The sequence below is a fragment of the Cyanobium sp. Candia 9D4 genome, assembly GCF_024346155.1.
GTDB lineage: Bacteria > Cyanobacteriota > Cyanobacteriia > PCC-6307 > Cyanobiaceae > Cyanobium > Cyanobium minutissimum.
Map to the genome: position 1 here is coordinate 193,625 of NZ_JAGQCK010000003.1, position 18,121 is coordinate 211,745.

Consider the following 18,121-nt stretch of genomic DNA (forward strand, 5'->3'; position numbering starts at 1 on the left):
GACCATGGCGGAACATTGCTGCAACAGCGGAACCAGCGGGCAGAAGGCCGGAGCCACCATGGAGCCGCAGCCGGAGCTGGCATGCGCCAGAGAAGCGCGGTTTCGGATCAGCGCCATGGATTGCGCCACCGAAGAAACCGAGATCCGCCATGCCCTCGCAGGTGTCGACGGCATCCACGGCCTGAGGTTCCTGCTGGCCGAGCGCGTTCTGGCGATCGATGCCGAAGCAGCAGCGCTCAACTCCGCCCTTGCCGCGATCCGCCGGCTGGGATTCAACCCGGAGCCGATCAGCTCCGATCACCGGCCTTCTGCCGCCCAGACCCGCGCCGAACGGCGCCTTGAACGGCTCCGCCTGGCGGGCTCCCTGGCACTGGCGCTCACGGCGGAGCTGCTGCATCTGGTCGTTCCCGCCTACCCGGGCGATGAGCTGGTGGAGATCGGGATCGCCATCACCGCGATCGCCCTGGCAGGCTTCTCCGTGTTTCGCAAGGGCCTGGCCGCCCTGCGCCAGGGCCGGCTCAACATCAATGCGCTGATGAGCGTGGCGGTCACGGGCGCCTTCCTGATCGGCCGCTTCCCGGAGGCCGCCATGGTGATGGCGCTCTATGCCGTGGCTGAGGCGATCGAAGCGCGGGCCGTGGAGCGGGCCCGCCAGGCGATCACCAGCCTGATGGCCCTGGCTCCCGATGAGGCGGAGATCCGCCAGAGCGATGGCCGTTGGCAACGCGTGGCCGCCATTGCCGTGGCCATCGGAGATGTGGTGCGTGTCCGCCCAGGTGAACGGCTGCCGCTTGATGGCACGGTGCTCAGCGGCGAGAGTGCGATCGACCAGGCCCCGATCACCGGCGAAAGCCTGCCGGTCGACAAAGGCCCTGGTGATGAAGTGTTTGCGGGCACGATCAACCAGGGCGGCGCCCTGGAGATCCTGGTGACGGCACCTGCCTCGCTCAGCACCCTGGCGCGCATCATCCAGGCCGTGGAGGAAGCCCAGGCCTCCCGTGCCCCGATCCAGCGCTTCGTGGATCGCTTTGCGGCCCGCTACACCCCGGCGGTGTTCGTGGTCGCCCTGGCCATTGCCCTGCTGGCGCCGCCCGTGCTGGGGTTCACACCCATGCAGGCGATCTACAAGGCCCTGGTGCTGTTGGTGATCGCCTGCCCCTGCGCGCTGGTGATCGCCACCCCGGTCACGGTGGTGAGCGGCCTGGCCACCGCCGCCCGTCGCGGCATCATCATCAAAGGCGGCCTCTACATCGAAGAGGCCCGCAAGATCAAGGCGCTGGCCCTCGACAAGACCGGCACGATCACCCTGGGCAAGCCCAAGCTGGTGGCGTTCTCTCCACAGCAAGAAGGAGCAGACGCTGACGCGCTCAAACAGTGGGCCAGCAGCTTGGCGGAGCGCTCCGACCATCCGGTCTCGCGGGCGGTGGCCACAGGCCTTGATGGCGAGCGGCTGGCCGTGGAGGCCTTTGAGGCCCTCCCCGGAAGGGGGGTGCGCGGCGTGGTCGCGGGGCGGCCGTTGATGCTGGCCAACCACCGCTGGATCGAGGAGCTTGGGCTTTGCTCCAGTGAACTGGAAGCATCGATGCAGGTCCACGAGCGCCAGGGCCGCTCGCTCAGCCTGCTGGCGGATGACAGCGGCGTGCTCGCCCTGATCGCCGTCGCCGACACCGTTCGGCCCAGCTCGGCGGCGGCCATGGAAGCCCTGCGAGCCCTGGGCGTCACCCCGGTGATGCTCACGGGTGACAACGCAGCTACCGCCAGTGCGATTGCGGCCCTGGCCGGCATCGAGCAGGTGAAGAGCAACCTGCTGCCGCAGGAGAAGCTCGAGGCGGTGGCCGATCTGCAGGCCCGCTATGGATTCGCGGCCATGGCCGGCGATGGCATCAACGATGCGCCGGCTCTGGCCCAGGCGGACATCGGTTTCGCGATGGGGGCCGCGGGCACCCACATCGCCATCGAAGCGGCCGATGTGGTGATCATGAACGACGATCTGATGCGCGTACCGGAAACGATCGCCCTCTCTCGCCGCACCTTCACCATCCTGCGCCAGAACATCGCGCTGGCACTGGGAATCAAGGCCCTTTTCCTTGTGCTCACCGTGGCCGGAAATGCCACGATGTGGATGGCGGTCTTCGCGGACATGGGCACCAGCCTGATCGTGATCGCCAATGGCCTGCGGCTGCTCCGCAGGCCCAATCTCCTGACCCTTCGCGGCTAAGCAGCCCTGGATCTCACAGGTCTTGACTCTCCCCCTAGATGGAGAGTGTATGGTGAGGTTGTCCTTTAATGACTGTGCGATGAAAATCACTCCTCTAGCTTTTTTGCTTTTTGCTGGGATCACCTTCGGTTCGATGGCCGCTCCTGCCAAGGCGATTGAATCCTCCAGGCCAACAAGTACCGAGCGGAATCGCGATTCCAATAAAGCTCTCCCGGTTGTCGCACAACAACCGGGAGGTGGCACACCTTCCACGGGGGGATGTTGCTGCTGTAGGTAGTCCAAGATCGTCATGAACTGACATCGCCAGATTTGTGAGTTCTGCCAGTCTTCTGATCAACCACTGCGGGTTTTCAGACGACTGGCTTTCTGCTTTCGGTGCAGCGATTCAGCTCGGCGAGAATACCGCAGATCTCCTCCTGATCTGGTTGCCGGCAGAGCCCTCTGAGCCGCCGTAGCTGATCCTGGAGTTTATGCAATTCATTCACGCGGGCATCGACCTCGGCGATCTTCTCGTCCAGCAGGGCATTCACCGTCAGACAGCTTCCGGCTGGGGCGTCCCGCGCCTCGATGAGGAGGCGCACCTCCTCCAGGCTCATGCCAAGGCTGCGGCAGTAGCGGATGAAGCGCAACTGCTCCACATGCCGCGGCGAATAGAGGCGGTAGTTGCCATCCGTGCGTTGCGGCGGCGTCAGCAAGTGCTCGCGTTCGTAATAGCGGATGGTTTCGATCTTGACCCCGGTGGACCGTGCCAACTCGCCGATCTGCATGGATTCATCCCCTTGGGTAGGCATGTCGGGCGGACAAGCCTCCCTGGCGCAACGCTAGGCCCTTGACCCTGAAGCCACTTCAGGCTTTTCAATGACCGCATCTCCACCCTTCTCTCAGTCTGTGAGCAGCGCTACACCATCCAAGCTCCTGTCCAGTCGTCGGGCCGCCCAGGAGCCAGGCCGGCCCTGGGTGCGCCTCACCATGGCCGTGCTCGCCACGATCGGCATGATCGATACCGGCTCGATCACCGCCAAGCGTTGGGGTTGGATCGGCAGCCTGTCCTGTCCGGGCGGTAGCGATGGCTGCGACAAGGTGCTCGGCAGCGCCTGGGGCACGCTGCTGGGCCAGCCACTATCTCTGTTTGGATTCCTGGCCTACGGCACGGTGCTCCTACTGGCCCTGATGCCGTTGCTGCGAGGGGGTCGGCGGGCCCCTGCCTCGGAGGGCAACTGGTGGGCTCTGTTCCTCGTCAGCTGCGGCATGGCCGTCTTCAGCCTGGTGCTCATGGGGCTCCTGGTCTTCGAGATCAAGGCCTTCTGCACCTTCTGTGTGGTGTCAGCCGCCCTCAGCCTGGCGCTGTTCCTGTTGAGCCTTGTTGGAGGTCGCTGGATCGACCTCGGCCAGCTGATCTTTCGCGGAGTGATGACAGCCCTCCTTGTCGGTCTGATGGGGCTGGGCTGGGCAGCCTCGGCGGACCAGCCTGTCGCCGCAAGCGGACGGGCGGCTCCCGCTGTGGTCAGCGCCAGTTCGCCGGCCAAGATTGCCCTGGCAGAGCATCTGAGCAGCGTCGGTGCCCGGGTGTTCACGGCGTACTGGTGCCCCCACTGCCATGACCAGAAGGAGGCCTTCGGCAAGGAGGCCGCGGCCAAGCTCCAGGTGATCGAATGTGCCGAAGACGGCGCAAACAGCCAGGCGCAGCTGTGCAAGCAGCAGGGGGTTCAGGGCTATCCCAGCTGGCAGATCAAGGGCGTTATGGATTCGGGCGTCAAGCCGCTGGATACCCTCGCCGATCTCAGTGGCTACACGGGTCCGCGTGACTTCTGAACAGGCAATCACCCTGCCAGGCCAGCCATTCTCCGATAAGGGACCAACGCCATCCTCGCCCTAACCTCCAGCTCCGCTGGCATCGCTTCATGCCTACTGCACCGCTCGGCACCGCCTCTCGCATCGACACTCAGGCCGTGGAGGTGCCTGCCGGCCTGGGCACGTTGCGCACGTTTCTGCGGGTGCTCGGTCCCGGGTACCTGGTGGCCGTCGGCTACATGGATCCGGGCAACTGGGCCACCGATCTGGCGGCCGGGTCCCAGTTCGGGTACCGCCTGCTGTGGGTGATCGGGCTCTCCAGCCTGATGGCGATGGTGCTCCAGTCGCTCTGCTGCCGGCTAGGCATCGCGACGCGGTTGGATCTGGCCCAGGCCTGCAGCCAGCTCCTGCCGAGGTTCTGCCGGATTCCCCTCTGGCTGCTGGCCGAGGTGGCGATCATTGCCTGTGACCTGGCCGAGCTGGTGGGCAGCGCCATTGCCCTGCAGCTGCTTTTCGGTCTTCCTTTGCCCTGGGGGGTGGGCCTCACGGCCGCCGACACCCTGTTGCTACTGGCCCTGCAGCGCTTCGGGATCCGCCGACTGGAGGCCCTGGTAATTGCCCTTGTGGCCCTTGTGGGCGGTTGTTTCGCGGTGGAGATGTTCTTGCTGCAGCCCAATTGGAGCCAGGTGGGCCTGGGCTTTCTTCCCCAGGCCGCCAGCCTCAGGGACGGCCAGCAGTTGTTTCTGGCCGCCGGCATTCTCGGGGCCACTGTGATGCCCCACAACCTCTATCTGCATTCCTCACTGGTGCAGACCCGCCTCTGGGCCGGCGGCCGCGGGACGCAGCGCAGGGCGCTGGCCTTCAGCACCTGGGACACCCTGATCGCCCTCAGCCTGGCCTTTCTGATCAATGTCTCGATCCTGGTGCTGGCCGCCGGTAGCTTCTACGGACGACTGCCGCAGCCGGTGACGGACCTGAGCGAGGCCTACCGGTTGCTGACGCCGATGTTGGGCACCTCGCTAGCGAGCGTGCTGTTCGGCGTGGCCCTGCTGGCGGCGGGCCAGAGTTCGACGCTCACCGCCACGATGGCCGGCCAGATCGTGATGGAGGGGTTCCTTCAGATCCGTCTGCCGGACTGGAAGCGGCGGCTGTTGACCCGCGGTCTCGCCCTGATTCCGGCGATGGCCACGGTGATCCTGTTCGGGGAACGGGCCACCACGAATCTGCTGGTGCTGAGCCAGGTGGTGCTGTCGCTGCAGTTGCCATTCGCGGTGATCCCGTTGGTCTGGTTCTGCGGGCGGCGCGGTCTGATGGGCGCGCTCAGAGCACCGCTATGGCTTCAGGCAGCAGGCTGGCTGTGCGCCAGTGTGATTGTGATGATCAACCTGTCGTTGCTCAGCACGGTGCTGCGGGGCGGCTGAACTGTTGAGTTGTGGCGCTCCGCTGTAGATGACGGGCCCGTCGCCCAGTTCGACGGCGTTGAGCAGCTCCGCGGCAATGGGATCCTGTAAGTCCAGGACGCCGGAGGCGTTGACGTGACGCCCTACTGGAGTGACCTCCCCGACGACCTGCGCCTTCAGGTCGAACGACAGGAACCCGAACGCCAAGCCCTGTGGGCGAAGCTGCGCGCCTCGGCTGACTCACCCGCCGAGTTCGTGGAGCTGCTGCGCCTCAGGCTCGACAACGACGCCATCGCGGCCGCAGTCGCCGGCACGGCTCCACTGAGCCCACAGGAGGAGGCAATGAGCGAGGACGAGTTCTTCACTGCCATCGTCAAGACCAGCCAGGCGAATCACGCGGCGGCGAAGGCCCGGCAAGCCCCCAGGGCTTCGACGGTGGGGGTGATCCTCGGCGGGCGCTGACAATCAGGCCTCGGCACAGGGTTCAGTGACTATCCCCTCTAGCTTGCGGTGCCGGAATGTCACTTCACCCCCCTCATCGGTCAGACACTTACCCCCTACTTGACGCGGCCAGGGCCAGCAGTTCAGACCAGCCCGGTGCTGCTCAGCTCTCGGGCGATGGCGGCGATCTGCTCCAGCTCGGGTGGCGGCGGTGGGCCTGGGGGCAGGGCCCAGGTCGACGGCATCAGGGGGTGGCGGCTCAGGGGCGTAGCCATTCCCTCGACCGTCATTGGCTTGGTGATTTAATCCCCCCACGTATGGGGGTGGCCGCGCCCAGTTATGCCTGGGTCTCATCCCTAGGTTGTGGGGTGTGATCTTGCAGGGTCTTGAAGTCCGACCTAACCCACTCGCTGCCGTTGCAGACCCAGGGTGAGCTGGTAGCTGAGCACGGTATCGACCCGATCCTGTTCGCTCCCGAGGCGCTGATTCTTGGCCCTTCGCTGCACTACGAGTCTGGTCTGGAAGCGTGGGCGAGGGAAAAGGCCGCCGGAACCGTGCCAGGGCAGACAGGTGCTCGTAGCGGTCACCAGAGGCATGTGCGAGAGGTCCTCGCTCGTGCCGAGGGTGGCTGGTCGTTGGTTTCCGTGAAGGTGAACAAGAAGGGCTGGCCCACCTCAGGCGAAGCGTTCCTTGGGCACAGGATCCATCCCAACCGACGCAGGCCAGGCGATCGGATGAAGATCGACGTCCGGGGGTGGGATGCCATCAACCATGGCCTGGCACTGCCTCCGTTCAGCTACCAGGGGGCGGTGGAACACCTCGCTGACTACGGCTTCTCGATGCCGGCGCAGGACTACTTGCCTTGGAAGGCCTGGGACTTCATTGCGCGCCACCAGGAGATTCCAATCTGGATCGAGGAGTCGGCCCTGAAGGCGATGGCGGCCTGCTCGATCGGCCAGATCGCTGTTGGCGTCAACGGGATCAACGGAGCCGGACAGCCGGGTAGAAGTGATCGGCTGCATCCGACCCTCAAACTCCTTGCTCGCCACGGCCGATCGATCACGGTCCGATTCGATCGGCCCGAGAAGGTAACGAGCAAGTCTGCGCAGGTCGCTCAGTACTTGGCCCGGAAGCTGGAGAAAGAAGGGGCGAGTTCCTCGTGGTGGTGCTGGCTCCCAGCGATGCCGGCCAAGACAGACGACTTCATCGCCGCGATGATCCGGGGTGAGCTGGCTGCTGACCAAAAGGTCTTTCTCGACACGAAGGTCTCAACCGCCGTGAAGATAGGTAGTTACCGCAGGCTCACCGGAGCCTGGCCGAGGCACCGTATCGATCGAGAGTTCCAGGCCGCGGATGTTCTGGGCATTGCGGGTCGTGTGGTCGTCCTCAAAGGTGCGACAGGAACGGCGAAGTCGAAGGCGTTTGTCGATGCCATCACCCAGCTCGAAGCCGCGACAGGCCAGAAGCAGATTGTGCTCGGCGCGTATCACCGGGCCTCGCTCGTTCATAAGGGCGCTGCCGAGTTCGGTGTCTGTGATCTCAGCGCCCTCGCAGGCTCTGCGGAACGCGAGGGCCTCCACGGAGCGGTAGGGCGGGCGGGCCTGTTCTGTTGCGGCGAAAGCGCCTACAAGGACAGCTCCGAGATGACCCTCTGGCGGTGGTTCTGGGAACTCAAGGAGAAACCCAGGCCTGCGGTACTGATCCTCGACGAGATATCTCAAGTCCTGGCGAACTGGGTGATGGGCGGAACTGATGCCCTGCGGTCGATCAGAGGCAAGGCCCTGGATGCCTTGGAGGGATTGGTTGGGTTGGAATGCGTGAAGGTCTGGGCCGCCGACGCCCTCGTAGGTGACGTGGAGATGGAGTGGCTGAAGGGGCTGACAGGAGAGACACCTGCATTGGTGGAGAGTTCTTTTACCCGTCCTCGGCCCCTCTACCTCGCAGAGCCAACAAAGCACTCGGAGCAGACCGTGGTGCAGGCACTAACGGCCGCGGCCAACAAGGGCAGCCGGTTCTGGCTGGGCTGCGGCACTCCAACCACCCTGCACCGCCTTCTCGATGCGTTGCCCGAGGCGGCCGAAGGCACCGAGCTGCGGATAACAGGTGAGGACAAGAGCCGGGCGGACCCCAGAGTGATGCGCCTCATGGCCGACACAGAAGCCGAGGGTGCGACGTACCAGAGGGTCGGGTTCAGCCCGGCCGTATCTTGCGGAATCTCGATGGCGGAGACTCCGGTGAACCTGACGGCTGTGGTGCAGGAGTTCTGCTGGGCCGCCGAGGACGTGCTCCAGGCCCTGAACCGGGCCCGGAACACCAGGGAACGGATCCTCCTGGCCCCCAAGGCTGTGCCTGAAGCGGCAGGGATCACCAAGGAGACCTCGGCCTTCCGTGCGGCCAAGGCGCTGAAGGAGAGCATGGAAGCAGGGTCCCTGAAGGACTACGCGGCCCTCATTGAGCAAAGGCATCCCGCCACCCGGAAGGCCGTTGCCGAATTGGAAGCGCGTAGGAATTTAGAGGCGCTCGCGAACCAGTGGTGCCTGAGGGGCCTTCTGGCCGAGGAGGGCTACATCATCGAGCCGCTCGACAAGCTGATCCTCGAAGGAGCGGGGCCAGACCAGAACGACCTGGCGAATGAGCGCAAGGCACTACGCACTCCGGAGGGCATCGAGCGACACCGGTTGACTGCTCTGCAGCGACTGGTGGCCGGCACGACTTCGATCGATGCCGAGCAGCATTTGGCCAAGCGCCTGATTGAGGGGGGCACCTTCCTTGACCTGAAGCAGGTCGATGTCAGCGAGGCCTGGGCTGTAGCTCAGGAACTCCAGCTCGACATTCTTGCCGGTGCCGGCATCGTCCACGCCACAAGTGAAGAGGTAGTTGCGGTCTGGGAACAGTTGAGTCAGCTCGACAGGCAGAGCGCAAAGCGAGCGAGCAGGGCCCTCGGGGTGCGGTCCGATCGGTTGCCGGGGCCGCTGGACACTCTCGACGTCAGGAAGGTCTGGCCCTTGCTGAAGCGGATCGGGTACGGCAAAGGGAAGCCCGTCGGGGAGACGCGGGCCGAAGGGAAGAAGTGGGAGATCACCCCGATCTGCCTGGATCCCCCAAAACCATAGATCCGTCGTCGATCTGACATGGCGTGCTATGGACCCGTCGTGACAGATCGAGGACGGCCTCGCAGCGGTACCCAGTAACTCCGGGCCTCTTATTAAGAATCGGGAATTGCTGGATACCGGCTCATCCCCCAAGTGGCGACGGCGTAGAAGGGCCAGCAGGTGAAAGCCCCCAGCCGGGAGGCCAGGGGCGAAGGGGTCGGCCGCTGCTTTGGGGGTCAGGCGCTGGCGCCAAGCAGGTCGTCGTAGGCCTTGCGGGCGCTGGCGGCGCGTTGCGCTCGGGCCTCGGCCTGTCGGGCCTGGGCGTCGGCATCGAGGGGCGGCAGCTCCAGCAGGACGGCCCAGGTATCAGGGCGGCCGGGCTTCTCCCAGCCGCCGGTCACGGGGGAAACGTCCCGCTCCTCCTCCAGGTCCTCAAGGGCGGGCACGGGGTAGGCCTCCCCGTTGACGGTCACCATCGGCCAGCCCAACTCCGGCCGATCGTCATGGCTGAGGGCGTCCCAGGCGGTGGCAGGGCGAGGGCTGAGGGCCGCAGGGATGGCGCGGGGATCCATGGCGCCGGCCGGCAGCTCAGGGACGGCCGCGGCCTCCAGGACGTCAAACATTGCACCACGCAGGGAGCCCCCCATTTCGGCCAGATGTTCAGGGGGCATCTTCTCCGCCAGCAGGGCCGCAGGGTCGTCAACGTCCTCCAGCACCACGGACAGCGACTCCAGCAGGATGGCGCCGGCCTCCAGGCTCAGTCCGGGCACGCTGCCGGCCAGCACTTGGGCGGTGTGGGGGTGCTCCACGAAGTCCGCCCAGTGGTGAACGGCAACGGTCAGGCAGGCATCTAGAACAGCCTGCAGGGCCTTGCTGGGCATGTCGAGGGCAGCCGGCAGGTGGGGCAGGTTGTCGGGGTCGATCAGCTCGGCCCAGGGGGAAGCGGTGGCGGTCATGGCGTCAAAGGAGGAATGAGGTAGGTGATTGGGTCAGAGCGGAGCGGCAACCTGCTCCTCGGTCAGCACAGTTGGCAACTGCTCGGTAGCCATTCGCGAGAGGCTGGTCCGCAGCATCACCTGTGGACATCGAGAGGCGCCGCAGCGGTGCTCGGCCGAGTCCCGAGTGCTGTCAGATACGCGAGGCCTTCATCAGGCGAAGCGGTGCTCGGTGGGAGCCCCTCTAGACCCGCTGCAAATGCGGCGGACTGTTCAGCCTGTGTCGCCCTCATGTCGTGCGGTATTTGCCCGTCATAGGCCTGTGCCGTTACCACGGCAGTGCCAAAGGGTGAGCCCCCAGACCTCCCAAGGCGCTCGACACCGACACCGAGATCGGACACCACCCTCTCCGCCCAGCCCGGGCCCTCCGGATCTCTGCTGGCCGTCAGCCTCTGCACCTGCTCCTGGAGGTCACTGACTCGCTCGACCAAGGCCTCGATCGCGCGGCGAGCATCACGATCGACAGCCGCGCCGGATGCTGGCTGAGGCTTCACGACGTCGAACTGAAGAGGGTCCGGGCCGCCTCCCTGGAGCCAGCTCTCGATCAAGGCCACCAACACGCCCTGCATGGATCGCTGATGCCGGCCAGCGGCCTCCTGAATCCCGGCGTGCGCCTCGGGCGAAACCTTGAGAAGAATGCTTTTGACCGCCATGGCTATCAGACCGCTTGAACAACGCTAGCAAACCGCTGGATACCTGCAAGTGCCTGGCGTCGCTCGCCATGGCGCAGGTAGACCTCGGCGGCCATCCGCTCGCTGTGCGCCTGGGCCAGCGCAGCTGTCTTGCGGTCCAGGCCATCGGCTTGGGCTCGGATCGTCCACAAGTGCCGCAGATCCGTCCACGTCGGCAGGCAGGTGAACCCTGCCGCGGCCAGATCCTTGTGGACAAGCTTGAGCAGCCGCGAGGAATGGCGGGTGTTCCGCTCCGCCACTTCCTCGCTAGTAGACCGGTCCGTTGGGTCGATTCCAGGAACGCGCAACAGGGAGTGGTCCAGATCGGCGAGCCACCGACGGGGATGCACGGCGGCGACGAACTCCTTTTTGACCTTCGGCGAAAACCCCTGCAGCCGCATGGGTCGTTGCTCTCGATCCCATGCCTCCCAGTCGAAGAAGGGCACCTCGCTGGGGCGGCAACCGGTGGCGGCGACCACCCGGCAGAACGCTTGAGCGACGGGGTCGCTGATCAACGTGAAGATCGCCTCGACATCGCTGTCGGTGGCCGCCTCCGTGAACGCGCGCTTGACCTTGGGGGTCAGGGCACGTCGATGCTTCGGCACGACCCAGGCCTGGCCGTTCAGCTCGATCGCCCACTGGCCGACGAAGAGCCGATCGGAGTAGTTGGCCGTATCCCGGCGCACGCCATCCACCGCCCAGGCCAGGACATTGGGGCTGTCGAGGGTCAGGCCTCTTAGGTCCAGCCACTCAAAGAGGGCCTGGCCATGACGCAGCAACTTGCGCTTGCGGGCGAACCCGCAGGAGCGAGCGCGGACGTGATCGAAGAGAACCCGGTGTTGCCGGTCCAGGAGGGCATGGCAGGGCTGGCAGGTTGGACGACGCCGCTGGCGGGTGTCGCCGCCATCCAGCCACGTGCGCACCAGCCTCAGGCCTGCGGCCAGGGCCAGTTGCCGCTCGGTGGTGCTCAAGGGTCCTGGGCCTTTGCGGATCGGCACCCCATCGACCCCGTGGATCGTGCGGGTCGTGTGGGTCCGGCGCCGGCTCCAGTCGCCGCTGAGCAGCAACTTGAGGCCCTGGCGGGCGTTGCTCCACTCGTAGCGGAAGACGCAAGGGGAGATGGACTGGCGCAGCTCGTGCGTGAGCCAGCCCAGCTCGCTGGAAGGGGTCGAAGCCATGTCGGGATTGGCACCTGAGCCAGGCACCTGAGCTATAGGATCAGTATAGCGACCCGCTATAGCCGTCCCGACTGACTTTGTGCCATGCGCACTAGCGGTTTGCTAGTGGTGCAGGCAGGTGTTGAATCGGGATGACAGGATTCGAACCTGCGGCCCCTTCGTCCCGAACGAAGTGCGCTACCAAGCTGCGCCACATCCCGATGGCCAGACTTTAGGGGATGGGCTGCAGCCGGCCGGTGCCCCGGGCGTCCGGAGTGTCCTGCCTACAGTCCGCACAGCCCCGCGATGCCCGTGACCGTCAGCGACCCCCGGCCCGCCCCCGCCAAGCCCCCCTGGCTGCGGGTCAAGGCACCGCAGCGGGAGCGGATCGGCGCGGTGGCGGATCTGCTGGTCGACCTCAGGCTCAACACGGTCTGCCAGGAGGCCAGCTGCCCGAACATCGGCGAGTGTTTCGCCGGCGGCACCGCCACCTTCCTGATCATGGGGCCGGGCTGCACCCGGGCCTGCCCCTACTGCGACATCGACTTCGACCGCAGCGTGCGGGCCCTGGACCCCACCGAACCCGAGCGCCTCGGGGAGGCGGTGCGGCGCATGGGCCTGAGCCATGTGGTGATCACCTCGGTCAACCGGGACGACCTGGCCGACGGCGGCGCCAGCCAGTTCGTGGCCTGCATCGAGGCGGTGCGGCGCACGTCCCCCCTCACCACGATCGAGATCCTGCTGCCCGATCTGTGCGGTGCCTGGGAGGCCCTGGCGGCGGTGATGGCGGCGGCACCGGAGGTGCTCAACCACAACATCGAGACCGTGCCCCGGCTCTACCGGCAGGTGCGGCCCCAGGGGGTGTACGGACGCTCGCTGGAGCTGCTGCGCCGGGTCCGTGAGGGCTGGCCGCGCACCTACACCAAGTCAGGGCTGATGGTGGGCCTGGGCGAAAGCGACGACGAGGTCCGCGCCGTGATGGCCGATCTGCGCGCCCACGCCGTCGACATCGTCACCATCGGCCAGTACCTCTCCCCCGGCCCGAAACATCTGCCGGTCCAGCGCTTCGCGTCGCCGGAGGTGTTCGAAAGCTTCCGCCGTCACGGGGAAGGCGACCTGGGCTTCCTCCAGGTGGTGAGCAGTCCGCTCACCCGCAGCAGCTACCACGCCGGCGAGGTCCGTCGCCTGATGCAGGAGCACCCCCGCTGAGACCAAGGGGATCCCGATGCAGGATTGGGATTCCGCCGCCCCGTGGTCCGGTCATGAGCAAACTCGCCTCCGTCGGCCTCCTGCTGGCCCTGCTCGCACCGGCGGAGCCGGCCCTGGCCGTGCCCCACGTGTACACGGATGTGGTGCTGGGGGTGGACAACCTGATGGCCTGCGTGGAGAACGCCAAGACCGTGGCCAGCAAGAACGGCTTCACCGACGACGTGCAGGTGACCGGCACCGGCAAGAGCCGCTCTCTCTACGCCGACCACGCCAGCCTGCCCATGGCCCTGTCGATCAGCTGCAGCAGCCAGCTGGGTGCCGTGTCGATCGCCGTGGCCGGCATGAACAACGACGACACCTTCGCCGCCTTCCAGAAGGTCTACGACGACTTCTGAGCCTGGCCCGCTGAACCGCAGACCTGCTCAGGCCGCCACGACTTCCCGTTCCGCCAGACCCACCGTGGCCTTCTCGCTGGGGGGGACCAGCACCCGGAAGCGGGCCTTCCAGGTGGGCCAGTCAGCCAGGATCGCCGCCGCCCTGGCGCTGCCGGTGGCCTGCAGATGGGCCTCCAGCAGGGGCAGCAGCAGCCCCTCCTGTTCGGGGGTGGTGAGGGGCACCAGCGCCACCGACTCGGGGTTGAGGCGGGCCGCCAGACCTCCGGTCTCGTCGAGCAGGAAGGCCACACCGCCGGTCATGCCGGCAGCCACGTTGCGGCCGGTGCTGCCCAGCACCACCACCACGCCGCCGGTCATGTACTCGCAGCAGTGGTCACCGACGCCCTCCACCACGGTGCGGGCGCCGCTGTTGCGCACGGCGAAGCGCTCGCCGGCCCGGCCGAGGGCGAACAGCTCCCCGCCCGTGGCGCCGTAGAGGCAGGTGTTGCCGAGGATCACCTGGGCACCGGGGTCACGGACGGCGGCCGGCGGCACCACGGTGATGCGGCCGCCGTTGAGCCCCTTGCCCACGTAGTCGTTGGCCTCGCCCACCAGGCGCAGGTCCATGCCCTGGAGCACGAAGGCGCCGAAGCTCTGGCCCGCGGCACCCTGGAACGTGAGGGAGAGGCCCCCCTGGAAGCCGGTGTTGCCATGCAGGGCGGCGATTTCGCCGGACAGCCGGGCCCCCACGCTGCGGTCGGTGTTGACGATCGTCAGCTGGCGCACGACATGGCCGTGGGCGTCGATCGCGGCGCGCACCTCCGGGTCGGCAAGCAGGGCGTCCTCCAGCACGGGGCCATTGCCGTGGGCCTCGTCGTCGTGCCGCAGCCAGCCGCGGTCTGCGGCGGCGGGGATGGGATCGAGCAGGCAGGAGAGATCGAGGGCGCTGGTCTTGGTGAGGCGGATGGCACGGGGCGCCAGCAGATCGGTGCGGCCGATCAGGTCCTCGAGCCGGGCCACCCCCAGCACGCTCAGGAGCTGGCGCACCTCCTCGGCCACGAAGACGAAGAAATTGACCACGTGCTCGGGCAGCCCGGTGAAGCGCTTGCGCAGGGCCTCCTTCTGGGTGGCGACCCCCACCGGGCAGTTGTTGGTGTGGCAGACGCGGGCCATGATGCAGCCCTCGGCGATCATGGCCACCGAGCCGAAGCCGAACTCCTCGGCCCCCAGCAGGGCGGCGATCAGCACGTCCCAGCCGCTCTTGAGGCCGCCGTCGGCCCGCAGCAGCACCCGGTCCCTCAGACCGTTCTCCAGCAGGCTCCGGTGCACCTCGGTGAGCCCCAGCTCCCAGGGGCTGCCGGCGTGCTTGATCGAGCTCAGCGGCGAGGCGCCGGTGCCGCCGTCGTGGCCGGAGATCTGGATCACATCGGCGTTGGCCTTGGCCACACCGGCGGCGATGGTGCCGATGCCGATCTCGGCCACCAGCTTCACCGAGACCCGGGCGGCGGGGTTCACCTGGTGCAGGTCGTGGATCAGCTGGGCCAGATCCTCGATCGAATAGATGTCGTGGTGGGGCGGCGGTGAGATCAGCGGCACGCCCGCCTTGCTGTTGCGCAGCCAGGCGATGTAGGCGTCCACCTTGGGGCCGGGCAGCTGGCCGCCCTCGCCGGGCTTGGCGCCCTGGGCCACCTTGATCTCCAGCTGGCGGCCGCTGCGCAGGTAGGCCGGGGTGACGCCGAAGCGGCCCGAGGCGATCTGCTTGATGGCGGAACAGGCGCTGTCGCCGTTGCGGAGTCCGCGCAGGGTGGGAAGCGTGGGGGAATGGCCCTCGCCGTCGACGTCGTGGAGGGGGTGGTACCGGGCGGGATCCTCACCGCCCTCGCCGCAGTTGCTCTTGCCGCCGATGCGGTTCATCGCCACCGCCAGCACCTCGTGGGCCTCCCGGGAGAGGGCCCCCAGGCTCATGCCGCCGGTGCAGAAGCGGCTACAGATGCTCTCCACGCTCTCCACCTGCTCGATCGGCAGGGGGACCGGGGCCGGGCGCAGTTTGAGCAGATCCCGCAGCGCTGTCACCGGACGGTTCTCCAGCAGGGTGCGGTAGGTGGAGAAATGGTCGTAGCCGGGGCCCGCCGCCACGGCGGCGTGCAGGGCCTTGGACATCTCCGGGTTGTTGAGGTGGAACTCCCCGCCGGTGCGGTACTGCACGAAGCCCATGAACTCCAGCTTGGTGCGGTTGAGCTCCGGGTAGGCCTTGGCGTGGAACGCCAGGGTTTCGCTGGCCAGATCCTGCAGGCTGAGGCCGGCCACCCGGCTGGTGGTGCCGGTGAAGGCCCGATCGATCAGATCGGCGCCGATGCCGATGGCTTCGAAGATCTGGGCGCCGTGGTAGCTGGCGAGCAGGGAGATGCCGATCTTGGAGAGGATCTTGCGCAGCCCCTCCTCCAGGGCCTTGCGCACGTTGGCCTGGGCCGTGTCGGCGTCGAGGCGGGGGAGCTTGCCCCGCTCGATCATCGACTGGGTGCGGGGATGGACCAGCCAGTGGCGGGTGGTCTCCCAGGTGAGCCATGGGCAGACCGCGCTGGCGCCGTAGCCGATCAGGCAGGCGAGGTGGTGGGTGCTCCAGCACTGGGCGGTGTCGACCACCAGGGAGCACTGCAGACGCAGGCCGAGCCGCAGCAGGTGGTGATGCACGGCCCCCACCCCCAGCAGGGGGGGGATGGCCATGGTGCCGGCACTGATGCCGCCGCCGGTGCGGTCGGAGAGGACCAGGATCTGGGAGCCGCTGCGCACGGCCGCCTCCGCCTCGAAGCAAAGCCGATGCAGGGCCTGCTCGAGGCCCTCGGGCCCGCTGGCCACGGTCAGAAGCGTGGAGAGGGTGGTGACGCCGAGACCGTGGGAGCCGAGATCCTCCAGTTCGGCCTCGTTGAGCACCGGGGTGGTGAGGTGCAGCACGGCGGCACCGGAGGCATCGGGCCGCAGGGCCGAACCGCGCCGGCCCAGGTGCATCTCCAGGCTCATGACCAGCTTTTCGCGCAGCGGGTCGATCGGGGGGTTGGTGACCTGGGCGAAGCGCTGCTTGAAGTAGTCGTAGAGGAGGTGGGGCTTGGAGGAGAGCACCGCCAGGGGGATGTCGTCCCCCATGCAGTAGGTGGGCTCCTTGCCCTGGCCGGCCATGTCCTCGATCACCAGATCGAGGTCCTCGGCGGTGAAGCCGAAGGCGGTCTGCTGCTGGAGGAGTTCCAGTTCGCCGAGGGTGCGCTCCTGCTCCCAGACGCCGGGGGACAGGCTGCGGCGATGGTCGAGCAACCAGCCGGCATAGGGGAGACGGGCCGCCGTCTCCTCCTTCACATCCCAGTTGCGCAGCAGCCGGTGCTGCTCCAGGTCGACGGCCAGCATCTGGCCGGGGCCGAGGCGCCCCTTCTCGATGATCCGGGACTCCTCCAGTTCCACCACGCCCGTTTCCGAGCCCATCACCACGTAGCCGTCGCTGGTGATGCAGTAGCGGGCCGGCCGCAGGCCGTTGCGGTCGAGGGTGGCCCCCACCATGCGGCCATCGCTGAAGACCAGCAGGGCGGGGCCGTCCCAGGGCTCCTGCAGGCAGGCGCTGTATTCGTAGAAGGCCTTGATGGCGGGCCGTTCGTCCAGCTCGGGCTGGTCGCGGAAGGCTTCCGGCACCAGGGTGAGCAGGCTGTCGGTGATCGGCCGGCCGCTGCGCACCATCAGCTCGAGGGTGGCGTCGAGGTTCGCCGAATCGCTGAAGGCGGCGTTGACCAGGGGCCGCAGGTCGCGGGCGGCATCCCCCCAGACAGCCTCAAGATGGGATTCGGCGGCCCGGGCCCAGTTGATGTTGCCGAGCAGGGTGTTGATCTCGCCGTTGTGGCCCAGCAGGCGCATCGGCTGGGCCAGGGGCCAGCGGGGCAGGGTGTTGGTGCTGAAGCGGCGGTGGTACACCGCGAAGGCGACGCTGAAGCGCTCGTCCCGGAGGTCGGCGTAGAAGGCATCGAGCACCTCCGAGCGCACCATGCCCTTGTAGACGACGGTGCGGGCGCTGATCGAAGCGAAGTAGAGATCGGTGGTGTCGGCCCCCCAGACCTCCCGCACCCGGTCGACGGCGCGGCGCCGCAGGCGGAACAGCAGGGATTCGAGGGCGTCGACGTCGGCCATGACGCCGGGCACCGCATCGGGGGCGGCCAACAGCCACTGCTCAATGGCCGGGGCGTTCTCCCGCGCCAGGGGACCGAGCACCTCGGGAACCACCGGCACCTCCCGCCAACCCAGGCTGAGCAGCCCGAGGCGCTCGGCCTCCTCATCGCAGATCCGCCGGGCCTGGTCGCGGCGGGCGGGGTCCGCCGGCAGGAACAGCATCCCCAGCCCCCGCACGACCGCCGTGGAGGCCGCAGCCGCCGGCCAGACAGCCTCCAGGTAGGTCCAGGGGATCGCGGTCAGCAGGCCAGCCCCGTCGCCGGAGTCGCCGTCACCGCCGCAGCCGCCCCGGTGCTCCATGCAGCGGAGTCCCCGCAGGGCCTGCTGGAGCACCCAGTGGCTGGGAACCCCTTCGAGGTGGGCCAGGAAACCCACCCCACAGGCATCCGTCTCGCCAGGGCCTGGGGTGGAGCTGTCGCGGTGGGGCCAGACGGGGACGGAGGAGGACATAGGCCAGGTTGGGGCTGCTGAGACGGAGCTGGAACGGGCTTGGAGGGATCAAGCCTAAGGACGCCGGCAGGGGGGGGCCTGCCGAGGAGCTGCCGTGTCACCCGTGCAGCAGCCGTGTCC

General features: G+C 67.3%; 12 protein-coding genes and 1 tRNA gene. 7 read left to right on the forward strand and 6 right to left on the reverse strand.

The genetic code is table 11. The features are described 5' to 3' along the window. Nucleotides 1-115 precede the first annotated feature (115 nt). Nucleotides 116-2,218, forward strand: a complete 2,103-nt coding sequence (locus KBZ08_RS09225; protein WP_254947900.1) for a cation-translocating P-type ATPase — start codon at nt 116-118, stop codon at nt 2,216-2,218. Nucleotides 2,219-2,568: 350 nt separating this feature from the next. Here the strand turns inward: KBZ08_RS09225 and cadR are convergent, their stop codons facing one another. Then, a complete protein-coding gene (cadR, locus tag KBZ08_RS09230) occupies nt 2,569-2,985 on the reverse strand; it encodes a Cd(II)/Pb(II)-responsive transcriptional regulator (RefSeq protein WP_254947901.1) in 417 nt (138 codons plus the stop codon). Between the two features lie 91 nt (nt 2,986-3,076). On the opposite strand from cadR, the gene KBZ08_RS09235 reads away from it, so the two are divergent. The 4 genes from KBZ08_RS09235 to KBZ08_RS09250 all read left to right on the forward strand — a co-directional run bounded on the left by KBZ08_RS09235 (nt 3,077) and on the right by KBZ08_RS09250 (nt 8,963). Continuing rightward, nucleotides 3,077-4,030, forward strand: a complete 954-nt coding sequence (locus KBZ08_RS09235; protein ID WP_261351628.1) for a vitamin K epoxide reductase family protein — start codon at nt 3,077-3,079, stop codon at nt 4,028-4,030. Nucleotides 4,031-4,119: 89 nt separating this feature from the next. Beyond that, on the forward strand, nt 4,120-5,430 hold the full coding sequence (locus KBZ08_RS09240; RefSeq protein WP_254947903.1) for an Nramp family divalent metal transporter: 1,311 nt from the start codon (nt 4,120-4,122) through the stop codon (nt 5,428-5,430). Between the two features lie 114 nt (nt 5,431-5,544). Further along, on the forward strand, nt 5,545-5,871 hold the full coding sequence (locus tag KBZ08_RS09245) for a hypothetical protein (RefSeq protein WP_254947904.1): 327 nt from the start codon (nt 5,545-5,547) through the stop codon (nt 5,869-5,871). A gap of 365 nt (nt 5,872-6,236) precedes the next feature. After that, nucleotides 6,237-8,963, forward strand: a complete 2,727-nt coding sequence (locus tag KBZ08_RS09250; protein ID WP_254947905.1) for a DUF3854 domain-containing protein — start codon at nt 6,237-6,239, stop codon at nt 8,961-8,963. Nucleotides 8,964-9,178: 215 nt separating this feature from the next. Here KBZ08_RS09250 and KBZ08_RS09255 read toward each other — a convergent pair whose 3' ends face one another. From KBZ08_RS09255 to KBZ08_RS09270, 4 genes are all read right to left on the reverse strand, one after another. Beyond that, complete coding sequence (locus tag KBZ08_RS09255; RefSeq protein WP_254972497.1) at nt 9,179-9,898, reverse strand: hypothetical protein; 720 nt, start codon at nt 9,896-9,898, stop codon at nt 9,179-9,181. Between the two features lie 116 nt (nt 9,899-10,014). Beyond that, entirely contained in the window at nt 10,015-10,590 is a 576-nt protein-coding gene (locus KBZ08_RS09260; protein ID WP_254947907.1) for a hypothetical protein, read from the reverse strand. A 5-nt stretch (nt 10,591-10,595) separates the two neighbouring features. After that, nucleotides 10,596-11,786 (reverse strand): hypothetical protein, encoded by a 1,191-nt coding sequence (locus tag KBZ08_RS09265; protein ID WP_254947908.1) that lies wholly within the window; start codon nt 11,784-11,786, stop codon nt 10,596-10,598. Nucleotides 11,787-11,912: 126 nt separating this feature from the next. Further along, nucleotides 11,913-11,986, reverse strand: a tRNA-Pro gene (locus tag KBZ08_RS09270). Between the two features lie 85 nt (nt 11,987-12,071). Here KBZ08_RS09270 and lipA point away from each other — a divergent pair. Both lipA and KBZ08_RS09280 read left to right on the forward strand, forming a co-directional pair. Next, complete coding sequence (lipA, locus tag KBZ08_RS09275) at nt 12,072-12,974, forward strand: lipoyl synthase (protein ID WP_106221628.1); 903 nt, start codon at nt 12,072-12,074, stop codon at nt 12,972-12,974. A 53-nt stretch (nt 12,975-13,027) separates the two neighbouring features. After that, entirely contained in the window at nt 13,028-13,369 is a 342-nt protein-coding gene (locus KBZ08_RS09280) for a hypothetical protein (protein ID WP_106221626.1), read from the forward strand. A gap of 27 nt (nt 13,370-13,396) precedes the next feature. On the opposite strand, the gene gltB is transcribed toward KBZ08_RS09280, so the two are convergent. Continuing rightward, entirely contained in the window at nt 13,397-18,001 is a 4,605-nt protein-coding gene (gltB, locus tag KBZ08_RS09285) for a glutamate synthase large subunit (RefSeq protein WP_254972500.1), read from the reverse strand. Nucleotides 18,002-18,121: the final 120 nt, after the last annotated feature.